Annotated in this window: 20 protein-coding genes and 2 pseudogenes; 6 read left to right on the top strand and 16 right to left on the bottom strand. The window is 58.5% G+C overall.

Annotated features, from left to right (window positions below; all coding sequences use genetic code 11):
• Positions 1 to 260: 260 nt before the first annotated feature.
• The 7 genes from K307_RS34930 to K307_RS34905 form a co-directional block, all read right to left on the bottom strand.
• Entirely contained in the window at positions 261 to 1157 is an 897-nt protein-coding gene (locus K307_RS34930; RefSeq protein ID WP_051975298.1) for a glycosyltransferase family 2 protein, read from the bottom strand.
• 5 nt (positions 1158 to 1162) lie between these two features.
• Entirely contained in the window at positions 1163 to 2098 is a 936-nt protein-coding gene (locus K307_RS46840) for a polysaccharide pyruvyl transferase family protein (RefSeq protein WP_080745327.1), read from the bottom strand.
• Positions 2098 to 3405, bottom strand: a complete 1308-nt coding sequence (locus K307_RS34925; RefSeq protein ID WP_080745326.1) for a lipopolysaccharide biosynthesis protein — start codon at positions 3403 to 3405, stop codon at positions 2098 to 2100. The genes K307_RS46840 and K307_RS34925 overlap by 1 nt, the downstream gene beginning before the upstream one ends.
• A gap of 72 nt (positions 3406 to 3477) precedes the next feature.
• Entirely contained in the window at positions 3478 to 4902 is a 1425-nt protein-coding gene (locus tag K307_RS34920; protein WP_042885607.1) for a mannose-1-phosphate guanylyltransferase/mannose-6-phosphate isomerase, read from the bottom strand.
• Between the two features lie 300 nt (positions 4903 to 5202).
• Positions 5203 to 7437: a polysaccharide biosynthesis tyrosine autokinase gene (locus K307_RS34915; protein ID WP_042885605.1), complete on the bottom strand. Its 2235-nt coding sequence runs from the start codon at positions 7435 to 7437 to the stop codon at positions 5203 to 5205.
• On the bottom strand, positions 7434 to 7892 hold the full coding sequence (locus K307_RS34910) for a low molecular weight protein-tyrosine-phosphatase (RefSeq protein WP_042885604.1): 459 nt from the start codon (positions 7890 to 7892) through the stop codon (positions 7434 to 7436). Before K307_RS34910 ends, K307_RS34915 begins: the two co-directional genes overlap by 4 nt.
• Complete coding sequence (locus tag K307_RS34905; protein ID WP_042885603.1) at positions 7889 to 9028, bottom strand: polysaccharide biosynthesis/export family protein; 1140 nt, start codon at positions 9026 to 9028, stop codon at positions 7889 to 7891. The genes K307_RS34910 and K307_RS34905 overlap by 4 nt, the downstream gene beginning before the upstream one ends.
• 206 nt (positions 9029 to 9234) lie before the next feature.
• On the opposite strand from K307_RS34905, the gene K307_RS48175 reads away from it, so the two are divergent.
• Positions 9235 to 9573 (top strand): hypothetical protein, encoded by a 339-nt coding sequence (locus K307_RS48175; RefSeq protein WP_155301323.1) that lies wholly within the window; start codon positions 9235 to 9237, stop codon positions 9571 to 9573.
• 138 nt (positions 9574 to 9711) lie between these two features.
• A complete protein-coding gene (locus tag K307_RS34900) occupies positions 9712 to 10998 on the top strand; it encodes an MFS transporter (RefSeq protein ID WP_230626266.1) in 1287 nt (428 codons plus the stop codon).
• A gap of 404 nt (positions 10999 to 11402) precedes the next feature.
• Here the strand turns inward: K307_RS34900 and K307_RS34895 are convergent, their stop codons facing one another.
• Entirely contained in the window at positions 11403 to 12671 is a 1269-nt protein-coding gene (locus tag K307_RS34895; protein ID WP_042885601.1) for a hypothetical protein, read from the bottom strand.
• Positions 12672 to 13994: 1323 nt separating this feature from the next.
• Between K307_RS34895 and K307_RS34890 the strand changes: the two genes are divergently transcribed.
• A complete protein-coding gene (locus K307_RS34890; RefSeq protein ID WP_230626264.1) occupies positions 13995 to 14786 on the top strand; it encodes a transcriptional regulator in 792 nt (263 codons plus the stop codon).
• Between the two features lie 174 nt (positions 14787 to 14960).
• On the opposite strand, the gene K307_RS34885 is transcribed toward K307_RS34890, so the two are convergent.
• Positions 14961 to 15257: a hypothetical protein gene (locus K307_RS34885; RefSeq protein ID WP_329955945.1), complete on the bottom strand. Its 297-nt coding sequence runs from the start codon at positions 15255 to 15257 to the stop codon at positions 14961 to 14963.
• 586 nt (positions 15258 to 15843) lie between these two features.
• On the opposite strand from K307_RS34885, the gene K307_RS34880 reads away from it, so the two are divergent.
• Entirely contained in the window at positions 15844 to 16524 is a 681-nt protein-coding gene (locus K307_RS34880) for a methyl-accepting chemotaxis protein (RefSeq protein WP_042885597.1), read from the top strand.
• Positions 16525 to 16537: 13 nt separating this feature from the next.
• Entirely contained in the window at positions 16538 to 17332 is a 795-nt protein-coding gene (locus K307_RS34875) for a type IV pili methyl-accepting chemotaxis transducer N-terminal domain-containing protein (RefSeq protein WP_042885596.1), read from the top strand.
• An 86-nt stretch (positions 17333 to 17418) separates the two neighbouring features.
• Here the strand turns inward: K307_RS34875 and K307_RS34870 are convergent, their stop codons facing one another.
• From K307_RS34870 to K307_RS34850, 4 genes and pseudogenes are all read right to left on the bottom strand, one after another.
• Positions 17419 to 19206, bottom strand: a complete 1788-nt coding sequence (locus K307_RS34870) for a PHA/PHB synthase family protein (RefSeq protein ID WP_042885595.1) — start codon at positions 19204 to 19206, stop codon at positions 17419 to 17421.
• A 49-nt stretch (positions 19207 to 19255) separates the two neighbouring features.
• Positions 19256 to 19648 (bottom strand): KUP/HAK/KT family potassium transporter, encoded by a 393-nt coding sequence (locus K307_RS34865; RefSeq protein ID WP_268989238.1) that lies wholly within the window; start codon positions 19646 to 19648, stop codon positions 19256 to 19258.
• A gap of 1164 nt (positions 19649 to 20812) precedes the next feature.
• Positions 20813 to 21010, bottom strand: a complete 198-nt coding sequence (locus K307_RS34855) for an H-NS family nucleoid-associated regulatory protein (RefSeq protein ID WP_230626262.1) — start codon at positions 21008 to 21010, stop codon at positions 20813 to 20815.
• Positions 21011 to 21091: 81 nt separating this feature from the next.
• Positions 21092 to 21723: pseudogene (locus K307_RS34850) on the bottom strand (DNA-binding protein); the annotation flags it as partial.
• Positions 21724 to 21852: 129 nt separating this feature from the next.
• Here K307_RS34850 and K307_RS34845 point away from each other — a divergent pair.
• Positions 21853 to 22329 (top strand): annotated as a pseudogene (locus K307_RS34845) (DUF4158 domain-containing protein); the annotation flags it as partial.
• 363 nt (positions 22330 to 22692) lie between these two features.
• Here K307_RS34845 and K307_RS34840 read toward each other — a convergent pair.
• The 3 genes from K307_RS34840 to K307_RS34830 form a co-directional block, all read right to left on the bottom strand.
• Positions 22693 to 22998, bottom strand: coding sequence for a type II toxin-antitoxin system RelE/ParE family toxin (locus tag K307_RS34840; RefSeq protein WP_080745324.1), 306 nt, complete (start codon positions 22996 to 22998; stop codon positions 22693 to 22695).
• Entirely contained in the window at positions 22995 to 23264 is a 270-nt protein-coding gene (locus K307_RS34835; RefSeq protein WP_042885592.1) for a type II toxin-antitoxin system ParD family antitoxin, read from the bottom strand. The genes K307_RS34840 and K307_RS34835 overlap by 4 nt, the downstream gene beginning before the upstream one ends.
• A 616-nt stretch (positions 23265 to 23880) precedes the next feature.
• Positions 23881 to 24093: a hypothetical protein gene (locus K307_RS34830; protein WP_042885591.1), complete on the bottom strand. Its 213-nt coding sequence runs from the start codon at positions 24091 to 24093 to the stop codon at positions 23881 to 23883.
• Positions 24094 to 24136: the final 43 nt, after the last annotated feature.

Below are 24136 nucleotides of genomic sequence, written 5' to 3'. Positions count from 1 at the left end.
TTTCCACGGCAATTCACAACCGAAAAACCATTCCACCAAAATCCTATAGAATACGAACAGCGGAAAGGCAAGAATTCTGACCAAACGGCCTTTTAGATAAAAGTACGACGTAACTCGGTACATGAAAAGTATGAACTGTATCCTCCCACTATGGCGGTTACAGGACCAATCACAAAATAGAAACCCGATAGCGATCATAATTTCAGCCTATTCAACCTAACCATGCCAACTGGTGATATATTCGCTCGCCCAACAAGTCACTAAGCAGATTTCGCGAGAATCGACCTAGCGACGTTCTTCACGACAATCTCTCCTGCCCTTCGGGCCATTCTCCAGCGTCCTTCGGCCGACGAACGAATGACTTTCATGGGAATTCGCAGCGCACGAAGAATGTATCCGAGTGACCCTATGGGCTTCAACCTCTCAGGCCAGAGGAAGTCGTAGATATCTGTATGCGAGACCTCCACACCAATCTTTCTTAGGTTACTTTCGACCAGATCCGTATGTTTCTCCTTCTGCAATGCCCGCTTCGTTACCCCAATCTGCTGAAAATGCATTCTATAGTTCAAAAGGACCTTTGGAATATTAACTAGCTCACCGTATTGGGCCAGGTCCAACCACAGCTTGAAATCTTCCGTATACTCCCACTCTTTCCTATAGCGCAGGTTATGGAGCCTGAGCGTTGCTGACCTAATCATTACCGTTGGATGAGCAAAACAGCTATGGAACTGCAGATAGGATAGGCATTGTTCATTCAAAACGGGCATCTTGACAATTCCCGTAGCAGCGCCGACCTTCTTATAGAAGCTTCCGCAAGCTACAACGGCCTCGTTCAAATCCATCAGTTCATACTGTAGCTTGAGACGATCAGGCAAGGCCTCATCGTCTGCGTCCATGCGTGCGATGTACTCGCCGCTTGCAAGATCGAGTCCCCTGTTAAGGGCCGATACGATTCCACCATTCGCCTGGCGGATCGGCTTAACACGCGGGTCTCGGTCCACCAGCTCTTGGATAATGTTGCCGGTCTGATCGGTGGAGCCGTCATCAATCACCAAAAGCTCGAAATCGACAAAACTCTGAGCCAAGATCGATTCGATAGCGCTTCGCACGTACTTTTCGCCGTTATAGACCGGCATGATCACTGAAATCTTCGGCATATACGTCACCCAACCAAGCTGACAATACTACTTTCTTTCGTCCATGAATTAATGTAGCCCGAGTTCTTCCCATATGAATTATCGGAAACTGTATTAGGCATATCTAGAAGACAAGCTAAGATATGCCCATGCAAGCGATCCGTGAGGACATGCTCGTGGGAAGAAAAGAGATCGATTGCCTCTGCTATGAGACGATCTGCGTATTTCATCCACAGCATCATGGCCTTCATAGAAAGTGGCCTGTCTACCCGAAGCAAATGAAGTGCTTTCGTTATCCTATAGAACAGGAGAATCCGCTGAGTACGATTAGCACCTACCAACTCCGGCCAATCAGTCTGGGTCCGCGATTCACTAATGGTCCGCTTTCCGATCTCGTCATCGGTTCTAAAAAAGCCCAATACCCCCCTACCCGGTTCTACGTTCGGCTTTAATGGCCACAATTGGTGAGCCATATCCGGTACGAGATAAACGTGTCTCGACATTGACTTCGCAAGTTCGTAAGAAGCCGCATCCCTTACAAATATATGTAGATCTTGGTGCTTAGCCAATAGATCCACAGATTTTTGATAATTCTTGGCGGATTCGAAGTGAATCGACTGAGGAAGTATTATTATTCTATTATTCTTTAGGCGATAAATCGCTTTTTCTCTGATTTGCTGGGGCCCAGAATATAAATCGCCAAAGTTCCCGCCGCCTTGGAACACGACCACATCCCCCGGCCTAGTCCAATTCGGTCGATAGTTGTAGTAACCGGCCATCAGTGAGAGTCTGATTTTGTTCCTCGAGAAGAACTTCATCGTTCCCTTCATGATCAATAGATCACCAATATTTCCGTGAACCGGCACATCGATATAGTTAACCGGTCGTCCGTCAACAAGGTCAGAGATCACACGATGCAAGCCCTGAAGATGCAGCATCACTTCTCGGTGTTCTTTCTTCATTACTCATACCTTCTGTGTTTTGCGGACAATCTCTCGCCAATTATCTTTGATGCCAATTTTAGATCGGCCTTAGATGGCGCAATTGACGGAATCGGCTGAGCCAGGATGATCCTGTACATCAAAAGGGTGACAACTAATCGTATACACGACCCTAACAATAGAAGGAGAGCCAATGTCACCGTGAGGTTTTCCTGCGAGAGAAAAGGGATCAGGAACAACACGGGCAATACCGCGGCTAACTGTCGCGTCAGCACGACGCCTGGGCGACCCGTAGCATTGAATTGCTGCGCGAGAATCCACGAGGCGCCGCCGATAACGCTTTCAAACAGCAATATATTGAACGGCAGAGCAGCAGCTCCAAAATTCCGACCAAAAACAAAGACTATTAAATGGGTGCTAGCAAGCGATATAATCGCCGCAACTGCCAGTAGTGGGAGCAAGGTCATTCGAAACACCATGAGAATGGTGTCCTTGGGATCGCCAGTCTCCCGGCCAGCAAAATGCGAGAAGAGCGCCGTGGACGCCGTTTCTTGGATAGCGCCGATCAATCTGGATGTAGAGACCGCCACGCTATACAACCCAAAGTCGCCCAATCCGCCCCGCAATAGCAAATAGACCTTATCTAGATTGGTGGTGACCAAACCCAAAACCACCACTAAATGATACCTTAATGCTAAGGGAACAAAACTCACTGCGGCATTCTTCGACACTGCCGTTTTGCTCACCTCTCCAGTTTTTCGGATGATTTTTTTCAAGATAATCACCACTAAAACTACAGAGCAAACGATCGAAAGGAAAGTCTGCGCAGTCAATGCGTACTCAAGCGTCAGCCACTGACCCAGAAATCCAAAGATGAAAACAATTAAGCTTAGAGACGGAAATAACAGCTTTCCAATATTGTAGACATTTAGGTCGGATTGAAGCTGGGCCGCGCTAACATATAGGGTGTACAGGGAAAATGAAGTGCAAAAAATGATCGCGAGTATCGCATGCCCGCCACTCAATCTCGGTGCAAGCATAAGAAATAGCTGACCAATTACAACCGCACTCAACAGCACAGTGGCACTACATTTCCAAAACAAGCCTCGCTGGTCTAGATTTTTATCGGCTCTACTAGCAAAAACAAATGCTTGACCAAAGCCAAATTGAGCCAGTCCGGAAACCAGTGTCGTAAGCAATATCACCGCAGAGTATGATCCGCGCCCCTCTGGACCGAGGGCTCTGGCCGTCAGCAAGTTCGATGCAAACCCAATGACGACCACGGCAGCAACGGAACAAATCGATTTAAACCAGGCTCTCGCGATCATCAAGTCATCTCAATCTTCTTAGGTCTAACCTAGTCTTCGCAAAAAAATATTCAATGAAACTCTGCACAAAAATTATGCACGCCCATAAATATCTTCGAAACGGACTATATCGTCCTCGCCCAAATATGCACCCGACTGCACCTCAATCAGTTCCAATGGAATCTTTCCAGGATTCTCTAGGCAGTGAGGCGCACCAACAGGAATGTAGGTGGATTGATTTTCCGTTAGCAAGTAATCCCGCTCTCCGTTGCGAATACGGGCAGTTCCAGACACTACGATCCAGTGCTCGGCGCGATGATGATGCATTTGAAGGGAAAGCTTTCCTCCCGGCTTCACAGTAATACGCTTTACTTGATAACGCTCTCCGTTATCGACGGAGTCGTATGCGCCCCAGGGACGGTAGACCTTCCGGTGTTCTTTTATTTCACGTCGGCCTCTATGCCGTATCTTTTCGACCAGCGCCTTTACGTCCTGCGATTTATCTCTGTGCACTACAAGCACGGCGTCCGGTGTCTCGACGACCATTAAGTTATCAAGTCCAGCGACGGCTACCAGGCGGTGTGAAGAGTGAACTAGACAATTCTTTGTGTCGTGGATAAGCACATCGCCAGTTGCAAGGTTGCCATCTTCCCCTTTCTCCCCTGCTTGCCAAAGCGCATCCCAGGAGCCCACGTCGCTCCACTCCGCGGACATGGGTACCATGCGAGCTCTATCCGTGTGCTCCATTACCGCATAGTCGATCGAGTCACTACCACACTGCTTGAATGCCTCCTCTTCAAGGCGAAAGAAGTCGAGATCCTTGCGCCCTCCGGCCACAGCGTCTTGCACTGAGCGAAGCATTTCTGGCTGAAACTTCGCCAGTTCTCCAAGATACGTGGACGCTCTGAACAGAAACATGCCGCTGTTCCAGAAATAGCCGCCTTGGGACAAATAGCCCTTGGCCGTTGCCACGGATGGTTTCTCGACAAACCTATCAACCTCAAATGCTGCATCGTCGTCACACGGCCCCGTCTTCATATAGCCATATCCCGGGGCAGGCTCCGTTGGCACGATACCGAAAGTCACTATCGCGCCCTTCTGAGCAGAGGGCACGCCGGCCATTACTGCATGGACGAATGCGGGGATATTTCGAATCAAATGATCCGACGGCAGAAGGAGAAGGAGAGGATCCTTTCCATCAGCCATAGCCCACAACGCTGCCACGGCAGCTGCCGGCGCAGTATTTCGCGCGTGCGGCTCCAGAATCAGGCTGGCATTCTCAAATCCAGCTTCTCGCGCCTGTTCGGCAACCATGAAGCGATGCCCATGACCCGCCATCAAAATGGGAGAGCCGACGCCTGGCACCTCACTTGAGCGCAGAAGCGTGTCTTGTAAAAGCGATCGATTGCCCAAGAGGCGAAGAAACTGTTTGGGATAACCTTCGCGTGATAACGGCCAGAGACGCGTGCCAGATCCACCGCAAAGGACAACAGGAATAATTACGGGCGACGACTCCATCCCTGTGCTCCTACTCTCTCATGTCTACATCGGGCTGCCTGTACCACGAGGACACAGGCGCTTGAAGAACCGCGCGATCTTTGCAGATTCACGCGCCACCTCCCACCAGACGGGAGGAGAATTGCTTTTCGTGCAGGGCGGAACAATGGCGCAACCTACTAAGTCGAAAAAAACTACACCACCGTTGCTCCGCGGTCTTCTCGGCAGGCGAAACGCTAATTGGCGGTCTGTGCGATCTCTCGATTTTAGGACCGCCGCCGATTCAAGCCATCCAACCGATCTGAAGCGCTACAAAGCTTCTTATTGCTCCTTATCGGTTGCATAACCATAGTAGGCATAGCGATATCGGCCGTATTTTGAACCATAGCCATAGCGGAATGCTTCCGGATCCAGCCCATTAAAGATCACTCCCTTAACGTCGACATTCGCGTGACCTAATTGCTTTGTACTCTCCGTTATCTCGCCAATTGTAGTCTTCTCAAAGCGAGTAACTAGAAGGACTGTCCCGCAGCGCGCTGCCAAAATAGCGGAGTCTGAAACCGCTAGCACAGGAGGCGTATCGATGAGAACGAGGTCGTATTTCTCACTGAATTTCTCCAACAAGCTCACCATGCGCTCATTCATCATCAGTTCGGCTGGATTGGGAGGGATAGTCCCAGTCCCGATGAAGTCGAGGTTTTCAATCACATTGTGATGGATTACTTGCTCGATGGCTGTCTTGCCAACCAGTACGTCCGACAGGCCAGGATTCCGATCCTTACCGAAGTACTGGTTCAGATAGCCTTTACGCATATCGGCATCGATCACCAGCACACGTTTCCCACCTGAAGCCATGATGACGGCCAGATTTGCGGATATGAATGACTTACCAACACCCGGGGTAGGCCCGGTAAGGAGCACGCGATTGTTGCCGGCATCCAGCATTGCGAACTGTAACGCCGTGCGCAGGCTGCGCAGGCTCTCAATAGAGGGCTCATTCGGGAAATGCTGAGCAAGAACGTGTTGACCTGGCTTGCGTGAACGAAGCCTTTCTGTTAGATCAACTTGCGCTTGGGAAAGGGGCACCGTTGCGTAGACATTCAACCCAGTGTGCTGCTCGATATCCTGGGCATCCGTGATTCCACCGTATAGCACATTTCGCACAAACGCAACCACTACACCTAGCATCACACCAAGCACAGCGGCGAGCGCGACAACCAATGGCTTTTTTGGCTTTACGGCTTCCTCCGGGATACGCGCGTTATCTACTAGTCGAACATTTCCCACTTTTCCTGCTTTCACCAACTTGAGTTGCTGCATGTTGTTGAGCAACCCAACGTAGAGATCATTGTTCACCTGAACGTCACGCATCAAACGCAGCGTGTCCTGCTCGAGGTCAGGCAGCGACTTCATTTGTTTGGCCACGCTCCCGACCTTTGCGCTCAGTGCGGCAATTTGCTGATCGATTGCTAACAAAGATGGGTGATTTGGCCTGAATCGCGTCAGCAATTCGGTTCGCTTCTGCTTAAGTTCAAGAAGGCTAGTTTCTGATGTGACTGCTTCCTGAAGATACGCCTTACCTTCCTCACTCAGATTAAATGTGCCGCGCTTATTGCGCATAGCGTTGAACTTGACTTCAGCTCGCTCAAGTTCGCTTTTTAGTTGAGGCAGCAGGTCACCGAGAAATATCAGTGACTTTTCTGCCTCAGCCGCCTTGCGCCTAATGTTCTGATCAACATACTCGGCGCCGATTTTATTCAGAATCGCGGAGGTCAATGCAGGATTCTTTCCTTGAAGAGCGGCGCCGATGATGCCACTTTGCTTCCCCTTCTCCTCAATCTTCAAATCATCTTGGAGATTCTCCAACGTCTTCAGTTCGGAGTTCCGGACTAGCGAAAACGCCGCGCCAGTCTTTCCCTTGAGTTCCGTGACCAGCAGCTTGATTTCTCCTACCTGGTGATTTACGAGGAGAGGCTCACCGACCTTGCCCTCAAGTGGATTATCTAGGTCACTCTGTTCTAGCAGGAAGCGGCCGCCACCAAGTACCGTGAGCCGGAACTTCTCGCCTTCCAGATTGGCTGGCACATCAAAGGTAGCAACTTTGATGGCTTCTGTACCCCACACAAATCCGCCAATCCCAAATAGTCCTGGCTCGGACAAACGCTTTGAACGGCTTGCGAGCCACTCACCGATCACAGGGAAATACCGAGGCTTGGCATCGATGTATAGCCGCAGGTCATCGACGGCTTTGCCCACCACCATTCGCGAACGCAGAAGCTCGATTTCAGCCGTGGCTTGAGTTTTCACATCAAATAGCGAAGATACATCGCCCAGCAGACTATTCGCGCTGTTAGGATTGTCTTCCACCTGCACGAGGATGTCAGCTTCGTAGATGGGGCGTGCAATAAAGGCGTACGCCACTCCTAGCAACACCACCAAAGCGGCGATCCCAGCAATCAACCACCGACTCGCCAGCAGAACATCCAGATATCGAACAAAGTCGATCTCGCCATCGGCAGGTGCGGAAAGGGGCACGTAGGGAGGGTTTTGGTTCATATATAGGACTGCGAATTCGGTTTCAGCGCTCGAATACGGGGCACCCATGCATCCACGCCCCGCTGGATAAGCTGAAGCGCATCTTCAAAGGCAGCACGCGGCTGGTGGTATGGATCGGGGATGTCGAATTTTCCGAGTTCGCCCAAGCGGAAGACTTTGCCCGATGCCGCCAGGTACCTTCTCTGAATTTCGTGTTTTTGCTCCTTGTCCATCACCAGAATCAGGTCGGCCTGGCCAACCAGCATGCCGGTGAGTGGCTGGGCAACGTGCGATGAGATGTCGAGTCCGGCTTTGGCAAGGAGTTCGGCCGCATTGCTGTCAGCTGGCTTGCCAATGAGTGCGGCGAGGCCGGCAGACGAAACAGTTACGCTTGGCAATGCCTGCCGCAGCAGCCCCTCCGCCATTGGGCTCCTGCAGATATTGCCGATGCAGACCACGAGTACAGTCTTGATCATTTGACCGCGTTTGCAGTGGACGTGAAGAAGTTGCCGCTCGGCAGCAGTTGGTTGATCACGCGGCTCCAGCGGACCACGCCAGCGGCATCAACGTAGACGACGTCCCTCGGCTTCAGCTCGAACGACTCGGCCAGGGCAAAGGAGACAGGGGACTTGCCGTCGAGGTGGAACACCTCGGCTTCGCCGTCATTGCTCTTGCGGATAACGTAGAGTTCCTTGGCGTTGGCCGAGAGGGGGTTGACGCCGCCGGCTTCACCAATGGCCTCGCTGAGCGTCAGGCGGCCGTTGCGCGGCAGAACGGCGACAGGACGCACGACTTCGCCGGTCACGAATACCTTGCTGTCCTCGCGTTGTTCCACGCGCACGATGTCGCCGTTGCGCAGCAGAATGTGGGCGGGGTCGATGCCTTGCTGCAGAAGCGCAGGCAGGTTGACGACGTAGGTCTTGCCCTCGCGGGAAACGCGGACGCGGCTGTTGTCGCCCGTCAGGACGTTGATACCCCCTGCGCGGTTGAGCGCTTCGACCAGGGTCATGGGTACGTCGTCGATGTTCTGGGGGCCGGGCGTCTTGACTTCGCCATCCAGGTAGACGCGCTTGCTGCGGAAGGCGAGCACGCGTACGGTGACCTGTGGCATGTTGACGACAGGCTTGAGCTGGGTGCTCAGCTGTCCGCGGATTTCGTCCGGCGTGCGGCCAAGAACCTTGACCACACCAGCATAAGGAAACTGGATGGTGCCCGCTGGACTCACGACGTAGCCCGGCACGTTGGCCGCGCCGCTGTAGTTCGGGATCTCGTAAGCGGTGCCAATCGAGTACGTTTGCGTGGGAAACACCAGTTCCGGGTGATCCCACACAACGATCGAGAGAATGTCACCCACGCCTACGGTATAGGGCCTCGGCTCTGCGAACAGTTCCTCCACCCCAGCGTTCGCTGGCTGTGTGGAGGCCTTCAGCGTGCGCACCAGCGCCGGCGTGATCTGGGTGATTTTGGGCACCGATTCCGGGTCCTCCGGATCGAGCGGACGCTGCGGGTCGAAGCGCATCCCTGGTGCGAGTGCACAGGAAGCCAGCAACGGAACGATCCCCAGGCACATTACCGCCCTGCCAAACGTCAGCCTGCTTGAAAGCTTTAGCACGTCTCGATTATTCCCTTGTTACAAGAAGGCCCGCATTGTCCGCCGTCTCCTGAGCGGGCTGTGTTGCGGGGATTCCGCTTGTCCGACATGGCACATGCTGGTGCCTTTCCGCTTGTTTGCGCTGCCTGCGGATTTGAACCTGGCGGTGTTGGCTTCGTGTTGCTCGGCGCGGTGGCGCGCTCTTTTTGCACTGCGTCATTACGCGAATGACGGGCGAAGTGTATGGCTCCATCGGCTACATCTTCAAGGCACAAATGGCGTTTTTAGCGATTTTTCTATCCCCCCATAAGAGTGGACCCGCAAAAAGGAGGGATGTGCGCGAAGCGGTATTGAGCGAGAATGCGTGCCTCGTCGAGCGTGGGAGATTCCGTCATGCGGCTGCGCATTTCATCCCGGGCCAGGCAGCATGCTGCTTTTCTTTCTGCCGTGTTCTTGGCCTGCAGGATTGTCTGAGCCGGCGCATCTTGCCCACCGGATTTCCGGACGCCTCTGTACTCACGCCCTTCTTCCCGCAATTTGCCAAAGCACAAAAAAGAAGGGTGTAGGCACAGGGAGGCCTACACCCTAACGGGATGGGCAAGGGGTCATGCTTGCCGGGGTTGATTATTGATGGGGGTGGGATCGGGTCTTACCCTGCTTTGGTGGGCCCCACGCTTAGGTGGGGAAAGATACGAATAGGAGCATTGAGCGTTGAGATGGGGGAAGGAGACACTCAGAAAAGCGAACTCCGAAAGACTGTCGTCGCAACGTCTCTCGTCAGTGGACTGGAAACGTTTGACTTCACCGTATTCGGATTCTTCGCGGCGATGATCGGAGACCAGTTCTTCCCGGCGGAAGACCCTCTGACTTCGTTGCTGTTGGCAGTGGGCACGTTTGGCGTTGGCTTTCTCATCCGGCCGCTTGGCGCGATGATGATCGGTGCCTATGCCGACCGTGTCGGACGCCGCGCGGCAATGACGAGAACCATCGTCCTGATGACCATCGGGACGGCGGCCATCGCCCTCTGCCCGCCGTTTGCAATGATCGGTGAGGCTGCGCCGCTCATCGTCATCATCGGCCGGGCGCTGCAAGGTTTTGCCGTCGGCGGCGAAATCGGCGTTGCCGCGACATACGTGATGGAAACCGGACCGGTGTCGAGTCGTGGCCGCGTGGTCAGCTGGCAGTTCGTGAGCCAGGGCGCGGCTGCGTTGCTGGGAGCATCCCTGGGCGCGCTTCTCACGAAGATGATGTCGCCGGAGGATCTGGCTTCCTGGGGCTGGCGTGTTCCGTTCCTGATCGGACTCCTGATCGCGCCAGTTGGCATCTACGTTCGCCGTCAGCTTCGCGAGGCGCCGCTCGTCGACACAAAGGGCAGAGATGCGGCCACGCCGCTCGCCGAGCTGTGGCGCGAGCATCGCAGGACAATGCTCCTGGCGATCCTGATCAGGATGGGGCCAACGATCCCGGTCTACGTCATCGTCTACTACATGCCAAGTTATCTGCATCGCGTGATGCACGTTTCTGCCATCACCGGATTCCTGTCATCGACGGTGTCCGCGCTGCTGCTGACTGTCATCCCGCCGCTGTCCGGCCTTCTCATCGACCGACTGGCCCGCCGCAAGCCGCTGGCCCTCTTCACTGCGGGATGCACAGTGCTCCTGGTCTTTCCGGTGTTCCTGATGATTGTGCGTGCAGACGGCACGCTGCAAGTCCTGGTTGGCGTCGGGCTCATCAGCACAATGGTGGCACTTGGCGCCGCCGTTGGCACCCTTCTTGTGCTCGAAGCATTTCCTGCACGGGTGCGCGCCAGCGGCGCCGCGATTTCGCATGCGCTGAACGTTGCGCTGTTTGGCGGCACCGCGCAGTTCATCGTGACAGGAATGATCAAGTTGACCGGCAATCCCATGTCGGCGGCCTGGTATATGGCAGCGACATGCCTGCTGAGTTTCGGTGCGGTCGTTCTGATCAAGGAGAAGCGCTCGGAAGTCTGAATCGGCCCTCCCAGTCGGGGAAGCAATCGCCTGCGCCGGGCAGTACGGCTCCGCGTTAACGCCTCTGGCCCTTCCTCAGCATATCCAGCCAGAATTCCCCCAGGCGTCACCCCGGCCGAGTTCGTCTTTACCCTGCCCTCGTGTTTCCCATCGCTTGAGGGGTACCGATAATGCTGCGATGCAGCACAATGCCAAGCGGCGACCCCGTTGCCAACTTAAGGGTGTAGGCGCATCCCTGTGGCGCCTACACCCTCTTTCTTCGCCCTCAGACCAAACGATCTGTACGCAGTCGTTCGCCATGCCAGGCCCCATGGGGAACAGAAAGGCGGCAGGACAATGTGTCCTGCCGCCGCTCAAGCGCGCGTCTGCCCCCCGGCCCAGACGCGCGCCGCCATCCAACGTGCCTACTTGATGCAGGCGAGGTTGACGGCGAGGCCTCCCCACTCGGTGGCCTGGTTGTTGTCGACCTGTACCTGCAGCTTGTCGTTGTGGTTGACGGTTCCGGACGGCACCTCTTTACTGCAGTTCTGCAAGCCGTTGGTGACTTTGCAGCTCAGATTGCTGACGGGCGTGATGGTCACTGACGCGCCGGACCCTGTCACCTTGTGCACCGAAATGTCCAGCGTTCCCCTTACCTTACCGAGTGTGGTGGCAGTGAGCGTGACACGGCTGCAATCGTAGGGGATCACGACGCCGAAGTCCGACGGCAAGGGAACCGCCCCGCCTGCGCCGGTCATGGCATAGCGTCCGCGACTGAGGGTGTCTGGCACGTTGAAATTGCCGTTGTAGACGGTGCCCGTCGTCATGGTCACGCCCGAGGTCGGCCACTTGCCGTCCTGCTTGGGACCGTACAGCGTCGAGGTCGAGGTGTCGAAATAGAAGTCGCCATCGACGCCGATGCCGTCGGTCGGCGCACCGCTGCCATACAGGATGTGACCGCCATTGCCGGCAGTGTTGCCGCCCGTGCCGCCGGTGCTGCCGCTGCCCCCCGGCTGACTGACCAGCGAGACCCCTGCCGGCCAGACGTCATTGGCCTTGGGCCCATACAACGTCCAGGTGTTGGTATCGAGGTAGTAGTCGCCATTGTTGCCGACGCTGTTGTCTGGCGCTCCTGCGCCCGCCAGGACGGTGCCGCCGCCGCTGCCCGGCGACCCCGTGCCGCCACCCAGCTGGACGCCCGGCGGCCACGTGCCGTCCGCCTTGGGCCCGAACAGGGTCGAGGTGGCGGTATTGATGTAGTAGTCGCCATTGTTGCCGACGCTGTCGGTCGGATCGACCGAGCCGGACAGGATGGTGTTGCCGGCCGTGCCGGTATTGCCGGTGGCCCCTGTGTCGCCCTTGGCGCCTGTCCCGCCCGCCGGTCCCGCAACCGAAACCCCTGCTGGCCACACGCCGTTTGCCTTGGGCCCGAACAGCATCCAGGTCACGGTATTCAGGTAGAAGTCCCCGTCTTTACCGACATCGGGCCCCGGATCGGTGGTACCCGACAGCGTGGCGCTGCTGCTGGCCGCGGCCGGCGTTGGCGTCGTGGGTGACGTTGGCGTTCCCGTGCTTGGGACTGCGGCGGCGGCGTTGGTAGCCGTCGAGTCGCCCCCGCCTCCCCCGCAACCTGCGACCGTGATGACCAGACAGGCGAGCGGCAAGGCCGCCAGCTTCATATGGATGCGTTTCATGGATGAACCCCCTTCCCCGGTTTTTTTAAGCACGTAAATTCGATGGCTTTGGCGATCGCCAACGATGAGGTCAATCTAGCTGGCGGATTTGGAATGGAAAATCGGCTCTATGGACGAGCTGCGCACTTGCCGCGCCGCTGGCGCTCAGGATGATGTCGGAGCGCACGGCATTAAGCGCGTTGCGCTTTCGCCTCGGGCTTCGGGATTCCCGCAAAGCCTTGAGGGACAAGGCATTGCCGACCATGGAGAGTAGTTCTTGGAGGCTTCGGCAGGCACTGCGGCCACCGGAATCCAGCGCCCTGAAAATGCTATCAATCCCCACTGGAGCGGGGTGCGGCGCGCTAAACAGCTAATGAAGAAGTATTAGGCCAAAACGACCGGCAAAAGTATGTATAGCAAATGAAACGTCGTCGAGTATGCCGACTCACCGCGAATGTGCCACGCCTGCACTGATCGCAGAGCGCACGACGTTCAGGCGTCCCCATTTCAATCCCCTCCATGGAGGGGATTGAAATGGGGTAACCCCAGAAATATCGCAGTGCAGCAAAGCTGCTTATGTCAGACCTTAAAAGATTGGAATTCCTATTTCCGCCAGGTTTGGTTAAATTGACCGCAATTGCAGAGGAATCGGGGATAAGAAAGCAACCGGGCTGGAATGCCGCGTGGCTGCGCGCTTGGAGAAATCTTGATTTTTTCTCCTTGGCGTGTGCCATCGATAAGCGGGTAATGCCCAGGCAATACAAAAGCAGTATCAGTTTGCGTCAGTGACAACAATCACATAAGAACGGATATAGCCTGGACCCACGAAAGGGCCAGCTTGCATTTTCTTATTCAGTCGACATTGCTTTTCGTCATCGGCAGCTACGCGGCTGCATTTCTGTCAGCGCGGCATGCGGGTACTGGCCTGGTCCTGTGATTACGCAGGCAACCAGATATCGCCGGCATTAAGGAACGACTAGCAATTACCGGTGCCATGGCACCGGGCGGGCCATTACGTCAAGATCCCATCGGCACAAGGATGCCGCCCGCGAGGGCGGCACTGACCCCGTTCGCGCCCCGCCTGCAGAAAAAGCTTTTTAGACGACCACAGTGGCACGCACGCCCCAGAGGCGGCGGCATGCTGCGGCATTGGATGTATGGGGGTCCCACCAGGCAGCAAGGGATAATATGCAGCACTCAGGGGTATTCGCGCGTCAGGAACTGGATCGTTATTTTGCATCGTACGTGGGGATGGAAGGAGGCAACCCAAGAGCTCCCGTCTGGATATGCGACAGAAGCCCGCGCGCCTGGTTGGAGCCCCTTGTCGCGCCGCTGCAGCCGCGTGTGGCGCCGCCCGCCTGGGACGCCGTGTTCCGCCACCGGCAGCGGGAAAACATGGGCAAGTGGCTCGGCCATCAGTACATTGCCCGCATCATGGCCGCCGCGCGGGCTGAAGCACTGCGCGTTCGGCTCGCGGACAACGACTGGGAACAATACTACTGGCGCCATCTCTACGCGCCTGGGGGCGCCGAGTTCAGGCTCAGCCTGTTTCCCCTGCCTGCCCAACTCGATGGACGAACGCCTTGGTCCAAAGCGTTCCGAGGCCAGCCCGAACTCGTCCCACAGACGCGCTACGAGGATCTGTGCCGGCATGGCGAACGCTTCCGGTTTCTCGCAAAGACCTGCGCCCGCTGGCGCCCGAAGGTGGTCGTTTGTCTGGGCCATCGCCATACCGACGAATACCTCGAAGCCTTCTCTCTAGGCGGGCTCGCCAGCGAAGAGCACGCAATCCAGCCGGCCGACCAAGTCAGGCGCTTGCGCATCTTTGCCAAAGACGGCACGACGTGGATCATCTGCCCAGCGCTCGGCGGCAGCGCAGGACTGATCTCGCAGGTCCAGCTCGATGCGTTTGGCAAGCTTCTAGGCACGCGCCTGGCAGCAAGCGACTTCAAACACTGCCTCGATCTCGATCCCGTCGACAACGCCCCATGGGCGCAGATGGAGGTCTTGCCCGATCCGTACCAGAGGAGCAAGCTGCCTGCCGACGCGGCTGGTTGCCGTACAGAGGAACGAGCCCGGCCAGTGTTTCCTGGGAGCGAACAGGCTCGGGCGGGCACTCGTGAATCCTTCGCCTGACATGGGGGTATGCCAAGATAGGGAAATTCGCTATCACAAGGGGGACCGTGCCCTCGCCCGCTCGCCATGGCAGGCGCCCTGGGCCACTTGTCGCCGCACCGCGCGGAGCCAAGGCGGCATGTCGCCGGTCCCGTCCCAGCTCTGCCGCTCGGCGTTGCGGTCGGGTCGCGATCTCTATTCGTGCCCTTTCACCGCCCTTTTCGTCGCGTGATAGCCGTGCCTTGTTGCGTCAGCCACGGTGTGGCCGGCCTCCGTCGTACCACGGCCCACCGCGTGCGCGGCATCGCGCACAGCATGCCCGGTCTTCTTTCCTGCTGTCTTGACGCCATCCTTGAAGGCCCGAGCATCCGTGGCCAGGCTCGCATGCGCCAACGAACTGACGGCGGCAAGCGCGAATGCCATGATCGAGATTTTCGTCTTTATCATTTCAACTTCATATGAGGGCACAGGAAAGACCGATCGCCAGGGCATCGCTGCAATCCTCTGACCCGGCGCAATCCAAACACTCGTGTGTAAACACGATCAAGCGCCTATTCTAGCGGACCTGTCCAGGCCTTGTTTCAGGCAGAGCTTTGCTCGAGTGCGAGCCCCGAGTACTTCCTGGACCGCAATTCGCGTCGCCACCGACGCCGACGCTGGCTGGGACCCAGCCGCGCACATTGTCCCGCCGAGTTGCAGCGAGTCATTCAGGCAGGCATTGCATAGCAGAGAATCCCGGCCCGGACTGTCGCCTCCCCCCTTCCGGAACTTCTCCCAACGCACGCATCGTTATGCACATCAGGCACCAGACTAGTGCAATGGACCCTTTTCTCCCTGCTTCTCAGCCCTCCGCGACTTGCGTGAGGTATGGCACACATATTGCGTTTGGGGCACACAGGCCAGCGGCCTTGAAACAAATTGACATCGCTATGACACGTTCCGAAGAAGGCGTACGGTGCATTGGCGCCGCGAAGCGAAATGACCGCCTGCCGGGAAACGGTCTGCTCTGGCTTCGGGCGCCTGATTTGCCAGTCAGCGCGGTGCGCGTCTGCGTCGACACTCCCCTGCAAAGGATGGCATGAACGCTTCCTCTACCCCACTACCCCCGACCGAAGTGTCGGCCGAGACCATCGGTACGTTGATCAACTTGTCCGGAAGGCAGCGCATGCTGTCGCAACGGATCGTCCTTCATATGTTGCTCGCTTCGCGCGGCGATCCCGCGGCGCTCGATATCGTCCGGAAGTGCCTGGCGATGTTCGAGTCGGCGCATTCGGATCTCGTGAAGGGCAATGAGCGGTTGCCCGGCGCATTCTCCGGCGCCTTGGAGCAGCTGTACTTTGGCAATGCGCGGGCCGATGCACGTATCCGCGAATTTATTGGCCAGGTCAGGACAGCGATAGACGCACCGACAGCCGACACCAACCGGCGTGCCTCAGCACTCGATGCACTGGTCGCGCAGGCCACACCAATACTTGAACTGCTGCAGACCGTTACGCAGGCCTATCAGGAGGAAATGCACCGCTGCGAGGTCACGGTTCGCAAGCGCCAGACCGATCTCGTCGAGCGCCTCACCGGCATTTCGATGCAGGCGAACATCGTCGCAATGAATGGGCGCATCTCGGCGGCGCGGGCCGGGCAGTACGGCAAGGAGTTCTCGGTGATCACGGAAGTGCTTGCAGGCATCATCAAGGAAATGGATCAGTTGATACGCCACGTCGTTGGCTCGAACGGCGCGGAGAATAATTCCGTCGGACACTGATGCGGAGACTGCCTTGAAACGTTACCTCAGCGTCGTTTGCCTGATCGTCTACAGCGTCCTGGCGCTTGCCTTGGCCGGAACCGCTTCGGCCGAAACACTGACCATTAACTCGGCCATCAACAAAGCGGGCCGCCAGCGCATGCTGTCCCAGCGCATGGCCAAGGCCTATTGCCAGGCTGGCATCGGTGTTGAAGTCGAACGCGCCAAGCGGATCCTGGAGCAGTCAGTCGCGCTCTTCGACAAGCAACTCATGGATCTGCAGGCGTTCGCGCCTACGTCGGAGATCAAGGACACCTACGCGAGACTCGAACAGGCTTGGATTTCCTATAAGCAGTTGCTGTCCAGCAGCGAACCGAATCTCGAGAACGGGAAGACAATTGCAAGAATGAGCGAGGAGGTACTGAGGCTTGCACAACTGGGTACCGTACAGCTGGAGAGATTCTCCGGCACCACTACGGCAAAGCTGATCAACGTTGCCGGCCGCCAGCGAATGCTCTCGCAGAGAATCGCCAAGATCAGCATGTTACGCGCCTGGGGTATCACCTCCCCCCAGATGACGCAGGAGCTGGACACGGCTACCACGGAATTCGCCGCCGCGCAGGAACTGCTGACCTCGGCACCACAAAACACTGCAGCAATCCGAGGCGAACTGCAGCTTGCCGGTTCCCAGTGGCTGTTCTTTAAAGAGGCGCTCAGTCAAACCGGTGTCAGTCGAGCGGAGCAGTTGAGAAACATTGCCACGACCAGCGAGCGAATTCTTCAGGTGATGGACGACGTCACTGGCATGTACGAGCGCACGCTCAAGTAGCCTGCTTCTGTCACATGGACTTGCAGGCCGCTCGCATGCGGGAGACAAAGCAGATATCCCGGATTTTTACGCCGCCCGCGCCAGACTCAGGGTTCAAGGACGTACCTGCCAGGCGCTTCGCCCAGGTTCACGTCCGTAGCCGGCGGCGCGATCTTCCCGGCGGACTTCGCAACGAGCCAATGCTGCCAGCACGGCCACCACGACCCGTTCGTGACCGGCGTCTGCGCGAACCATTCGCCCGGGCTCAGGTAGCGGGCGTCCTCGCTGCCGGTGCTGAAGCGATAATGGCGCCCGCCATGGCCCGGCTCCGAGACGATGCCCGCATTGTGTCCGCCTGAGCTTAGCAAAAAGCTGATCGGCACCCGCGTCAACAGTCGCAGTTTGTAGACCGATGGCCATGGCGACACATGATCGCGCTCGGTGCCGACCACAAACATCGGCAGCTTCAGGTCCGTAAGCGCTATCGGATGTCCGTGCACGCAGAGCTTGCCCTCGGCCAGCCGGTTATGGAGGTACAGGTACTCGAGCGTCTCGCTGTGCAGTCGATAAGGCAGTCTGATGGTGTCGGCGTTCCAGGCCATCAGGTCTGTTGCCTGCGCACGCTGGCCGAGCAGGTATTCGCGAGTCAGGCGGGACCACATCAGATCGCGCGCGTGTAGGAGCTGAAAGGCGTTGGCCAGCTGGCGGCCGTCCAGGTAGCCCTGTTCCCACATCAGCGCCTCCAGGTACGCAAGCTCGCTGGCGTCGATGAAAAGCCCGAGTTCCCCTGGTTCGCCGAAATCGGTCTGTGCCGCGAACAGCGTCGCCGTCTTCAGTTCGGCGTCCTTGCCCTCACCTTCGCGGCCCAGCGCCGCGCCGCCAATGGCCACCAGGGTTCCACCAAGGCAATAGCCAGCCACATGGATCGGCGCGTTGGCCGTGATCTCGCGCACACGGGCCAGGGCGACGAACAGACCATCCTCCAGATAGTCATCGAGGCCAAGCTCGCGTCCGTCGCTGCCAGGGTTGCGCCAGGAAATCATAAAGACCGTGTGACCGTTCTCCACCAGGTAGCGCACCAGCGAATTGTGGGGCGAGAGGTCGAGAATATAGTACTTGAGGATCCACGAGGGGACGATCAGCACCGGCTCGCGCCACACTGCCGGCGTCTGCGGCGCGTACTGGATCAGCTCGATCAATCCATTCCGATACACCACCTTGCCCGGTGTAATGGCGACATCCTTGCCGACCGCGTGACGCGCGCGTTGCCGGCGCGTGATGCCTGGCGCAATGCCCGCAATGACGCCCTGCTGGTCCTCCAGCCAATTCCTGGCGCCAGCGACGAAGTTTGCGCCACCCGTTTCAGCGGCGATCCGCAGCGCTTCGGGATTGACCCACCCGAAGTTGCTCGGCGACAGCATATCGACCCATTGCCTTGCAGAAAAATTGACGACGGCTTCATGATGCGGCGAGACACCGGGCAGCCCGGTGGTGGCCTCGTGCCAGAACGATTCCGTGCGCAAGAACGCATCACGCAGCCAGTTGTAAGGCCAGTGACCCCAGCCAGGATCGGCAAAGCGCGGATCGCCGGCCCTTTGGGCGGCCGGGCCGGCTTGTCGGTCCTGTACCTGCTTCGGGGCTTGCAGCAGCGCATATAGTTTGCCCGGAGATACGGCCAGGTGCATTGCCCAGTCCAGCCAGGCCAGCCAGAGGGTCGCCGGCGAGACGCCGCCGGTGGCAGCTGCCAGGGCCGCACGTACGATCCGGTCGAGCCGCTCGTCAGACGCGTCGGCAGGTGGCCGGTCGCACGGCTCATGCGCAAGGCCTGGTTCCTTCGAAGGGTGGACTCGCGCCTTGCGCCGGGGTGCGCCTTCGGAGATCAGGTTCTCTGCCATTGGATTCCCCTGTGCAGCGTGGCCGAGCCGACCGCTTCCGTGAAACATTTTAGGAAATGGCCCCCTCGGTACAAACGGTCGTGGTCCCGCTTCTCCACACGGCTTCCTCCTGATGTGGCATGGTTTCCACGTGCAGAGGAATAAGGTGCGCAACAGCTCGCAGTGCCATGATGCCGCCTTCGCCCTTATTGTTCGCCCGCATGATGAGTATCACGTACTTACGCGAGACGACCACCATCAGCGCCCAGTAGATCGCGGAAATGCCGCCAAGTATGTTTTCTGGGGCCAGCGGGATCCCGTGGGCGGGATTGAAGGTTTCCTTGACCGCATAAAGGGGGCTGGTACCGATGTCACCGTAGACGACACCCAGTGCAGCCAGCGTCAGAGCGGCGCGGGATTGCAGCGGCTCACTCGGACAGAGCCGGAAACATTTCAATTGCACGGCGTACCTGGGAGAGGCGTCCCATAACTGGTTATCCCATGACAGGTATCGCTCCGGTTGACGGCAATGCCCTCCGCGTTCGGTTCTCGGTCGAGGGGGAATTTTCCGACCTTAGTGCAGCAATAACGAAACTCAGTCGAAAGTGCTGGGGCATTCGTCATCGCTGGGGACGCCATGGCGGGTTGCTCAGGTGTCGGGACGTTTTTCGTCCTTGGGGGAGCCTTGGCAGGTTGCTCAGGTGCCGGGACATTCTTCATCGCTGGGGGAGCCTTGGCGGGCTGCCCAGGTGCCGGGAAATTCCTCGTCGCTGGGGGAACCCTAGCGGGTTGCTCAGGGGAGACGCACTCGCTTTGCTCGCAAATTCGCTCCCCTTTGCACTGCATGTCATATTGGCATCCAATTGCACTGGCGTGCGGCGCAACCCCTACCGCCATTGATATGGCGAGAAGCAAGCCTAGCGCTTTCATACCTAGCTTCGCCCCCTTCTCTATATAGATTGCCAGTCCGTGCGTGTTGCCCTCCGCCCGCCAAGCCGTATTTGCGGGCTTCACGTCCCCTAAGCGCGGCGGTCTTGCGCTGGCCTCGCCCGTGGTCTTAGGAGGGCTCATGTAGAAGTAATGGCGGCTACGCCGCCTCGGCCTCCCGCTCGCTGGCGGTGCTGGCGACGGTGCAAGCCTGGTCAATGGGCCGAGGGACCTGCTGCGCAGCCGGCTCAGCCTGCTCCAAGGATGTGGCCGTCACCGGGCTGGTTGGTTTTGGAAACGGACGCAGCCAAGCCATCAACGCCGCCCGGCGCTCGTCGAGGCGAGAGCGAAGCGACAAGATCGTCGGGCTATGCCGCTGCTGGACCGCATTCTCACGAGGGCGATCCAGATAATGAATCCGGAAGCACATGGGATACCTCCTTTCGGAAGGCGGAGACGTCCCACGAGCATCGCTGCAATCCGGCGGGGACGACCGCTTCTAGTATGGAATGTGCACGCGCTGAGCGCCACCCGAGCTGACCGTTTTACTACCGGGGCACCCGGAGCAGCCATGCCACTGAGCGCGGTACTACGGGGATACTGGCTGCTCCTGCCGGCTGGCCACCCCCCGCGCGGCCTCGCGGAATGGTGTGAGTCCACTTTCACAAGACGATCGCCCCAAGCTAATCCGCTGTCGAAGCTATCCGATCCGGAAAAACTCCACCGACTGCCCCGCATAGACCGCCCGCCGCAGCCAGGCGGGCATCTCGCCCTGCCCGTCCCAGCTCATTCCCTGGGCGTTGCGGTAGCAGACCGGCGGCGGAGGGGGCGGGGGTAGCGGCGGATCAAAGCACCCCGCCGCCTCCAACTCTTCCATCGTCAGCCCATAGTCGTCCATCTGGGTCTAGATCCAGCGGATCGCGTCCGCCCGCTCATTTTCACTTGCCTTCGTTGCCATCGACTTAGGCGGCCCGTTCGCTCTTCTGCTCTTCTGGCGCGCGGTGCGCTCCTGGTCGAGTTCGCGCAGTGCGCGCCGCTCGCTGGCCTCGGCCCGTTCCTGGGCAAGGGTCACCTGCTCGCGCGCGCGCTCGAGCTCCGTCGAGAATTGGGTGCGCAGCTCCGCCAACTGCCGGGCCGCGGTCTCCAGTTCCCCCCGCCCCGCTTCCAGTCGCGCCTGCGTCGCGGCGTGGGCCTGCCGCTCGGCGGCCAGTTCCGCCTGCACGGCATCGTGTGCCTGGCGCGCCTCGGCCAGCTCGGCGTAGAGCGCCTGCGCCTCCTCGCGCGCGGCCGCTGTCTCGCTGGCCACGCTGCGCGCGGAGGCGCGCCATGCGGCCAGCGCCGCCGAGGCCGAGCGCGATGCGGCGCGGGTCGATCTGGCAGGCGGCCAACGAGGCCGCCACTGGCGAGCGTCCGCACCGCCTCGGCGGCCACCTGCTTGAGCGCGTCGGGCAGCTCGGGATGGTCGATGGTGACGCGCGTGCGCCCGAGCAGTTCCTGCCAGAACCCCTGCAGCACCTCGGCGGGCGTGCCCATGCTGCCCTTGCGCACCAGGCTGTAGAGCTTGTTGGCGGTCGGCGTGACGCCGTAGCGGAAGAACAAGGCCCCTACAATCAAGGTACGCCCAAACCGCTATCATAAGCCATCAGGTTATATAGAAATCAATAATCATTACCTCAAGATATAACGCGGGATTGTTACCGAACAGACTGGCTGGCCCTTCAGCGATTGCCGAGATCCTGTATGGCCACCATCGAGCGTACCGCCTACCCGCGTTTCCCGAAGGTCTTCTCCATCAAGGAACTGCGGGCTTGCTACTCACCAAGCACGGAAGAACTGGACTGGGCTACCCGATCCACACGCGGGCAAGAATCACGGCTTGGTCTGCTGGTTCTCCTCAAGGTCTTCCAGCAGCTACACCACTTCCCAAACCTCGACACGCTTCCCGCAAGCGTGACTGAACTGGTGCGCATCAGCGCCGGGCTCAGCCCAGGTACCAGGTTCGGCTACGACCGTAAGGTGTCGCCGACCTTGTTCCGGCACTACACGGCCGTGCGAGAGTTCCTCGGCATCCAGACCTACATCGGTACCGATGCCAATGAGATAACTGTCCGCGCGGCACGCGACGCCGCCGAAACGATGGACCAGCCGGTTGACATCATCAATGCGACCATCGATGCGCTGGTCCTGCGTCAGATCGAACTGCCAGCCTTCTCCAGTCCGGAGCCCACCATGTCTATTGGAACAGCCAAAGATCCTGGCATCTTTTTTGCGCATTGAGCGCCGCGAAGCTTTGTAAAGCCTGCATCGCGACGGTCCGCCAAATACTTGTCCGCTAAACCGATGGCATCGCAAGTTTTTCACTTGCCCCCATTGTGCTTGCCATACCGATCGCCAGAGCTGGCGTTCCGATACTCCCCGCCCTTGTGCGACGAGCCATTTCCGCCGGCGTAATGCCCGCCATGGCTACCGGAGTGGGAACTGGCGCGCCGCGGACCTAGACGTTGCGCATCGCGCAGGAAGCGTTCCGGCGCTGGGCGTGGTTGACCATGGCATGGCGGGGACGGCGTCGGCCGGCCGGCCTCAGTTGAACAACAGCGCGGCATAGTTGCGGGCGCTGTGCAGCACGTGCAGCACGTCGATGCGCGCGGGCGGATCGCCCACCACGCGGTAGAAGATCTGGTAATTGCCGTGTACGCGGTGCCGGATGCCGCGGTCCTCGTAGCGGGGCACCAGCGGGAAGGCGAGCGGCATGTCGGCGAGCGACAGGCACCGGTCGCGCAAATCCTGTACGAAGGAGAGCGCGCGGCGCGGGTTGTCGCGGGCAATGTAGTCGGCGATAGCTTCGAGTTCGGCCTCGGCCAGCGGCGTCAGGCGAACGACGATCATGCGCCGCGCCCGGGTGTGCCGCCTGCCGCGGCGCGGTACTTGGCCTCGAGGCGGTCGAACACGGTGGCCGCGTCGGTGCCGCGGCCCGCGTCTGCCTCGGCCAGGCTTTGCGCGAGCGCCGCGTCCAGCGCCATCAGCTGCGCTTCGCGGTCCTGGATCAGGCGCACGCCTTCGCGCAGCACTTCGCTCTTGGAGCCATAGCGGCCCGAGGCGACCAGTTCGGTCACGTAGCGCTCGAGTTGTTGACCAAGGTCGGCACTGATCATGGTTCGCTCCTTTTCAGACGGGTGCCGTGAGTGTACCCCTCTTGATAATAGTTATCAAATTGGCCGACTTCCGTGCGGGCAAGTGGACTGAAAGGCACCCGATGTGCCTGGTGCATTGCCGTGCCGGGCTAGCGAGCGGCCCGCAGAAAAGGGACACTCCGTAACACGAAAGGGCGGAATAAAAGTGGTGTCGCAAACGCCTGACTACAGGACAGGAGCCCCCGTTTGTTGGTGACTTCCCGTCCGTGCAAATTCCCGTGTCCGCCAACGCCGCAGCGGCGGGGAGCCACTGTGCTCGGCGGCGCGCCAACCTTGCCGATAAAACCCCATATCGAGCCCTATCGCCGCCTTCCGCTAACGCCGACCCCGGATTCATCTTTCCCGGTGTCCTGAAGCCCATTGCTAGGCCAACGACGGAGCATCGCAGCGGCGGTAGCCGGCCAGAAGCAGCCCGTCAACGTTACCTTTCAACCATAGAATATCCCTGACACGCCCATACGTTGGGCGGTAGCTATTGACCCGGCATCAAAGAGATAATCAGTTGCCATTGGCACTTCAACCACCCCCGGGCTGAATGCGAGCGACAGCGCGGGGGCGGTTCTCTCGGCTTTCGCGCCTACAATGCCCCACGCGCGAATTGGTCAAAATTCCATTTGTCTATATCGAAGGTGACAAGGTTGTTTTCGTCTCCGTTCAACATCCCCACCGCGGAACGCCCGCCCGATATCCGGCGCAACTCCTCGCTCGAGAGTGAACGAATCGTCCTGGTTGGCTTGGCTTGCTGCTCGATGTCGAGCGGCAGCAAGTCCTTGATCGTCATTGTGCTCATGGCTTCTCCTAGCTGTGTAACGAGTGTGGTTTCAATCGAGCAT

This window comes from Cupriavidus necator A5-1 (assembly GCF_000744095.1).
In the GTDB taxonomy this organism is placed as follows: Bacteria; Pseudomonadota; Gammaproteobacteria; order Burkholderiales; family Burkholderiaceae; genus Cupriavidus; species Cupriavidus necator_A.
The sequence above is the reverse complement of the archived record's forward strand: the minus strand, read 5'-3'. Positions and strand labels throughout refer to the sequence as shown.

Excerpts from the sequence above, each read along its gene's own strand:
- K307_RS34930 (WP_051975298.1), bottom strand. The coding sequence starts at position 1,157 with ATGCCGAAGATTTCAGTGATCATGCCGGTCTATAACGGCGAAAAGTAC.
- K307_RS46840 (WP_080745327.1), bottom strand. The coding sequence starts at position 2,098 with ATGAAGAAAGAACACCGAGAAGTGATGCTGCATCTTCAGGGCTTGCAT.
- K307_RS34925 (WP_080745326.1), bottom strand. The coding sequence starts at position 3,405 with ATGATCGCGAGAGCCTGGTTTAAATCGATTTGTTCCGTTGCTGCCGTG.
- K307_RS34920 (WP_042885607.1), bottom strand. The coding sequence starts at position 4,902 with ATGGAGTCGTCGCCCGTAATTATTCCTGTTGTCCTTTGCGGTGGATCT.
- K307_RS34915 (WP_042885605.1), bottom strand. The coding sequence starts at position 7,437 with ATGAACCAAAACCCTCCCTACGTGCCCCTTTCCGCACCTGCCGATGGC.
- K307_RS34910 (WP_042885604.1), bottom strand. The coding sequence starts at position 7,892 with ATGATCAAGACTGTACTCGTGGTCTGCATCGGCAATATCTGCAGGAGC.
- K307_RS48175 (WP_155301323.1), top strand. The coding sequence starts at position 9,235 with ATGACGGGCGAAGTGTATGGCTCCATCGGCTACATCTTCAAGGCACAA.
- K307_RS34895 (WP_042885601.1), bottom strand. The coding sequence starts at position 12,671 with ATGAAACGCATCCATATGAAGCTGGCGGCCTTGCCGCTCGCCTGTCTG.
- K307_RS34885 (WP_329955945.1), bottom strand. The coding sequence starts at position 15,257 with ATGCCCTGGCGATCGGTCTTTCCTGTGCCCTCATATGAAGTTGAAATG.
- K307_RS34880 (WP_042885597.1), top strand. The coding sequence starts at position 15,844 with ATGAACGCTTCCTCTACCCCACTACCCCCGACCGAAGTGTCGGCCGAG.
- K307_RS34870 (WP_042885595.1), bottom strand. The coding sequence starts at position 19,206 with ATGGCAGAGAACCTGATCTCCGAAGGCGCACCCCGGCGCAAGGCGCGA.
- K307_RS34855 (WP_230626262.1), bottom strand. The coding sequence starts at position 21,010 with ATGGACGACTATGGGCTGACGATGGAAGAGTTGGAGGCGGCGGGGTGC.
- K307_RS34840 (WP_080745324.1), bottom strand. The coding sequence starts at position 22,998 with ATGATCGTCGTTCGCCTGACGCCGCTGGCCGAGGCCGAACTCGAAGCT.
- K307_RS34835 (WP_042885592.1), bottom strand. The coding sequence starts at position 23,264 with ATGATCAGTGCCGACCTTGGTCAACAACTCGAGCGCTACGTGACCGAA.
- K307_RS34830 (WP_042885591.1), bottom strand. The coding sequence starts at position 24,093 with ATGAGCACAATGACGATCAAGGACTTGCTGCCGCTCGACATCGAGCAG.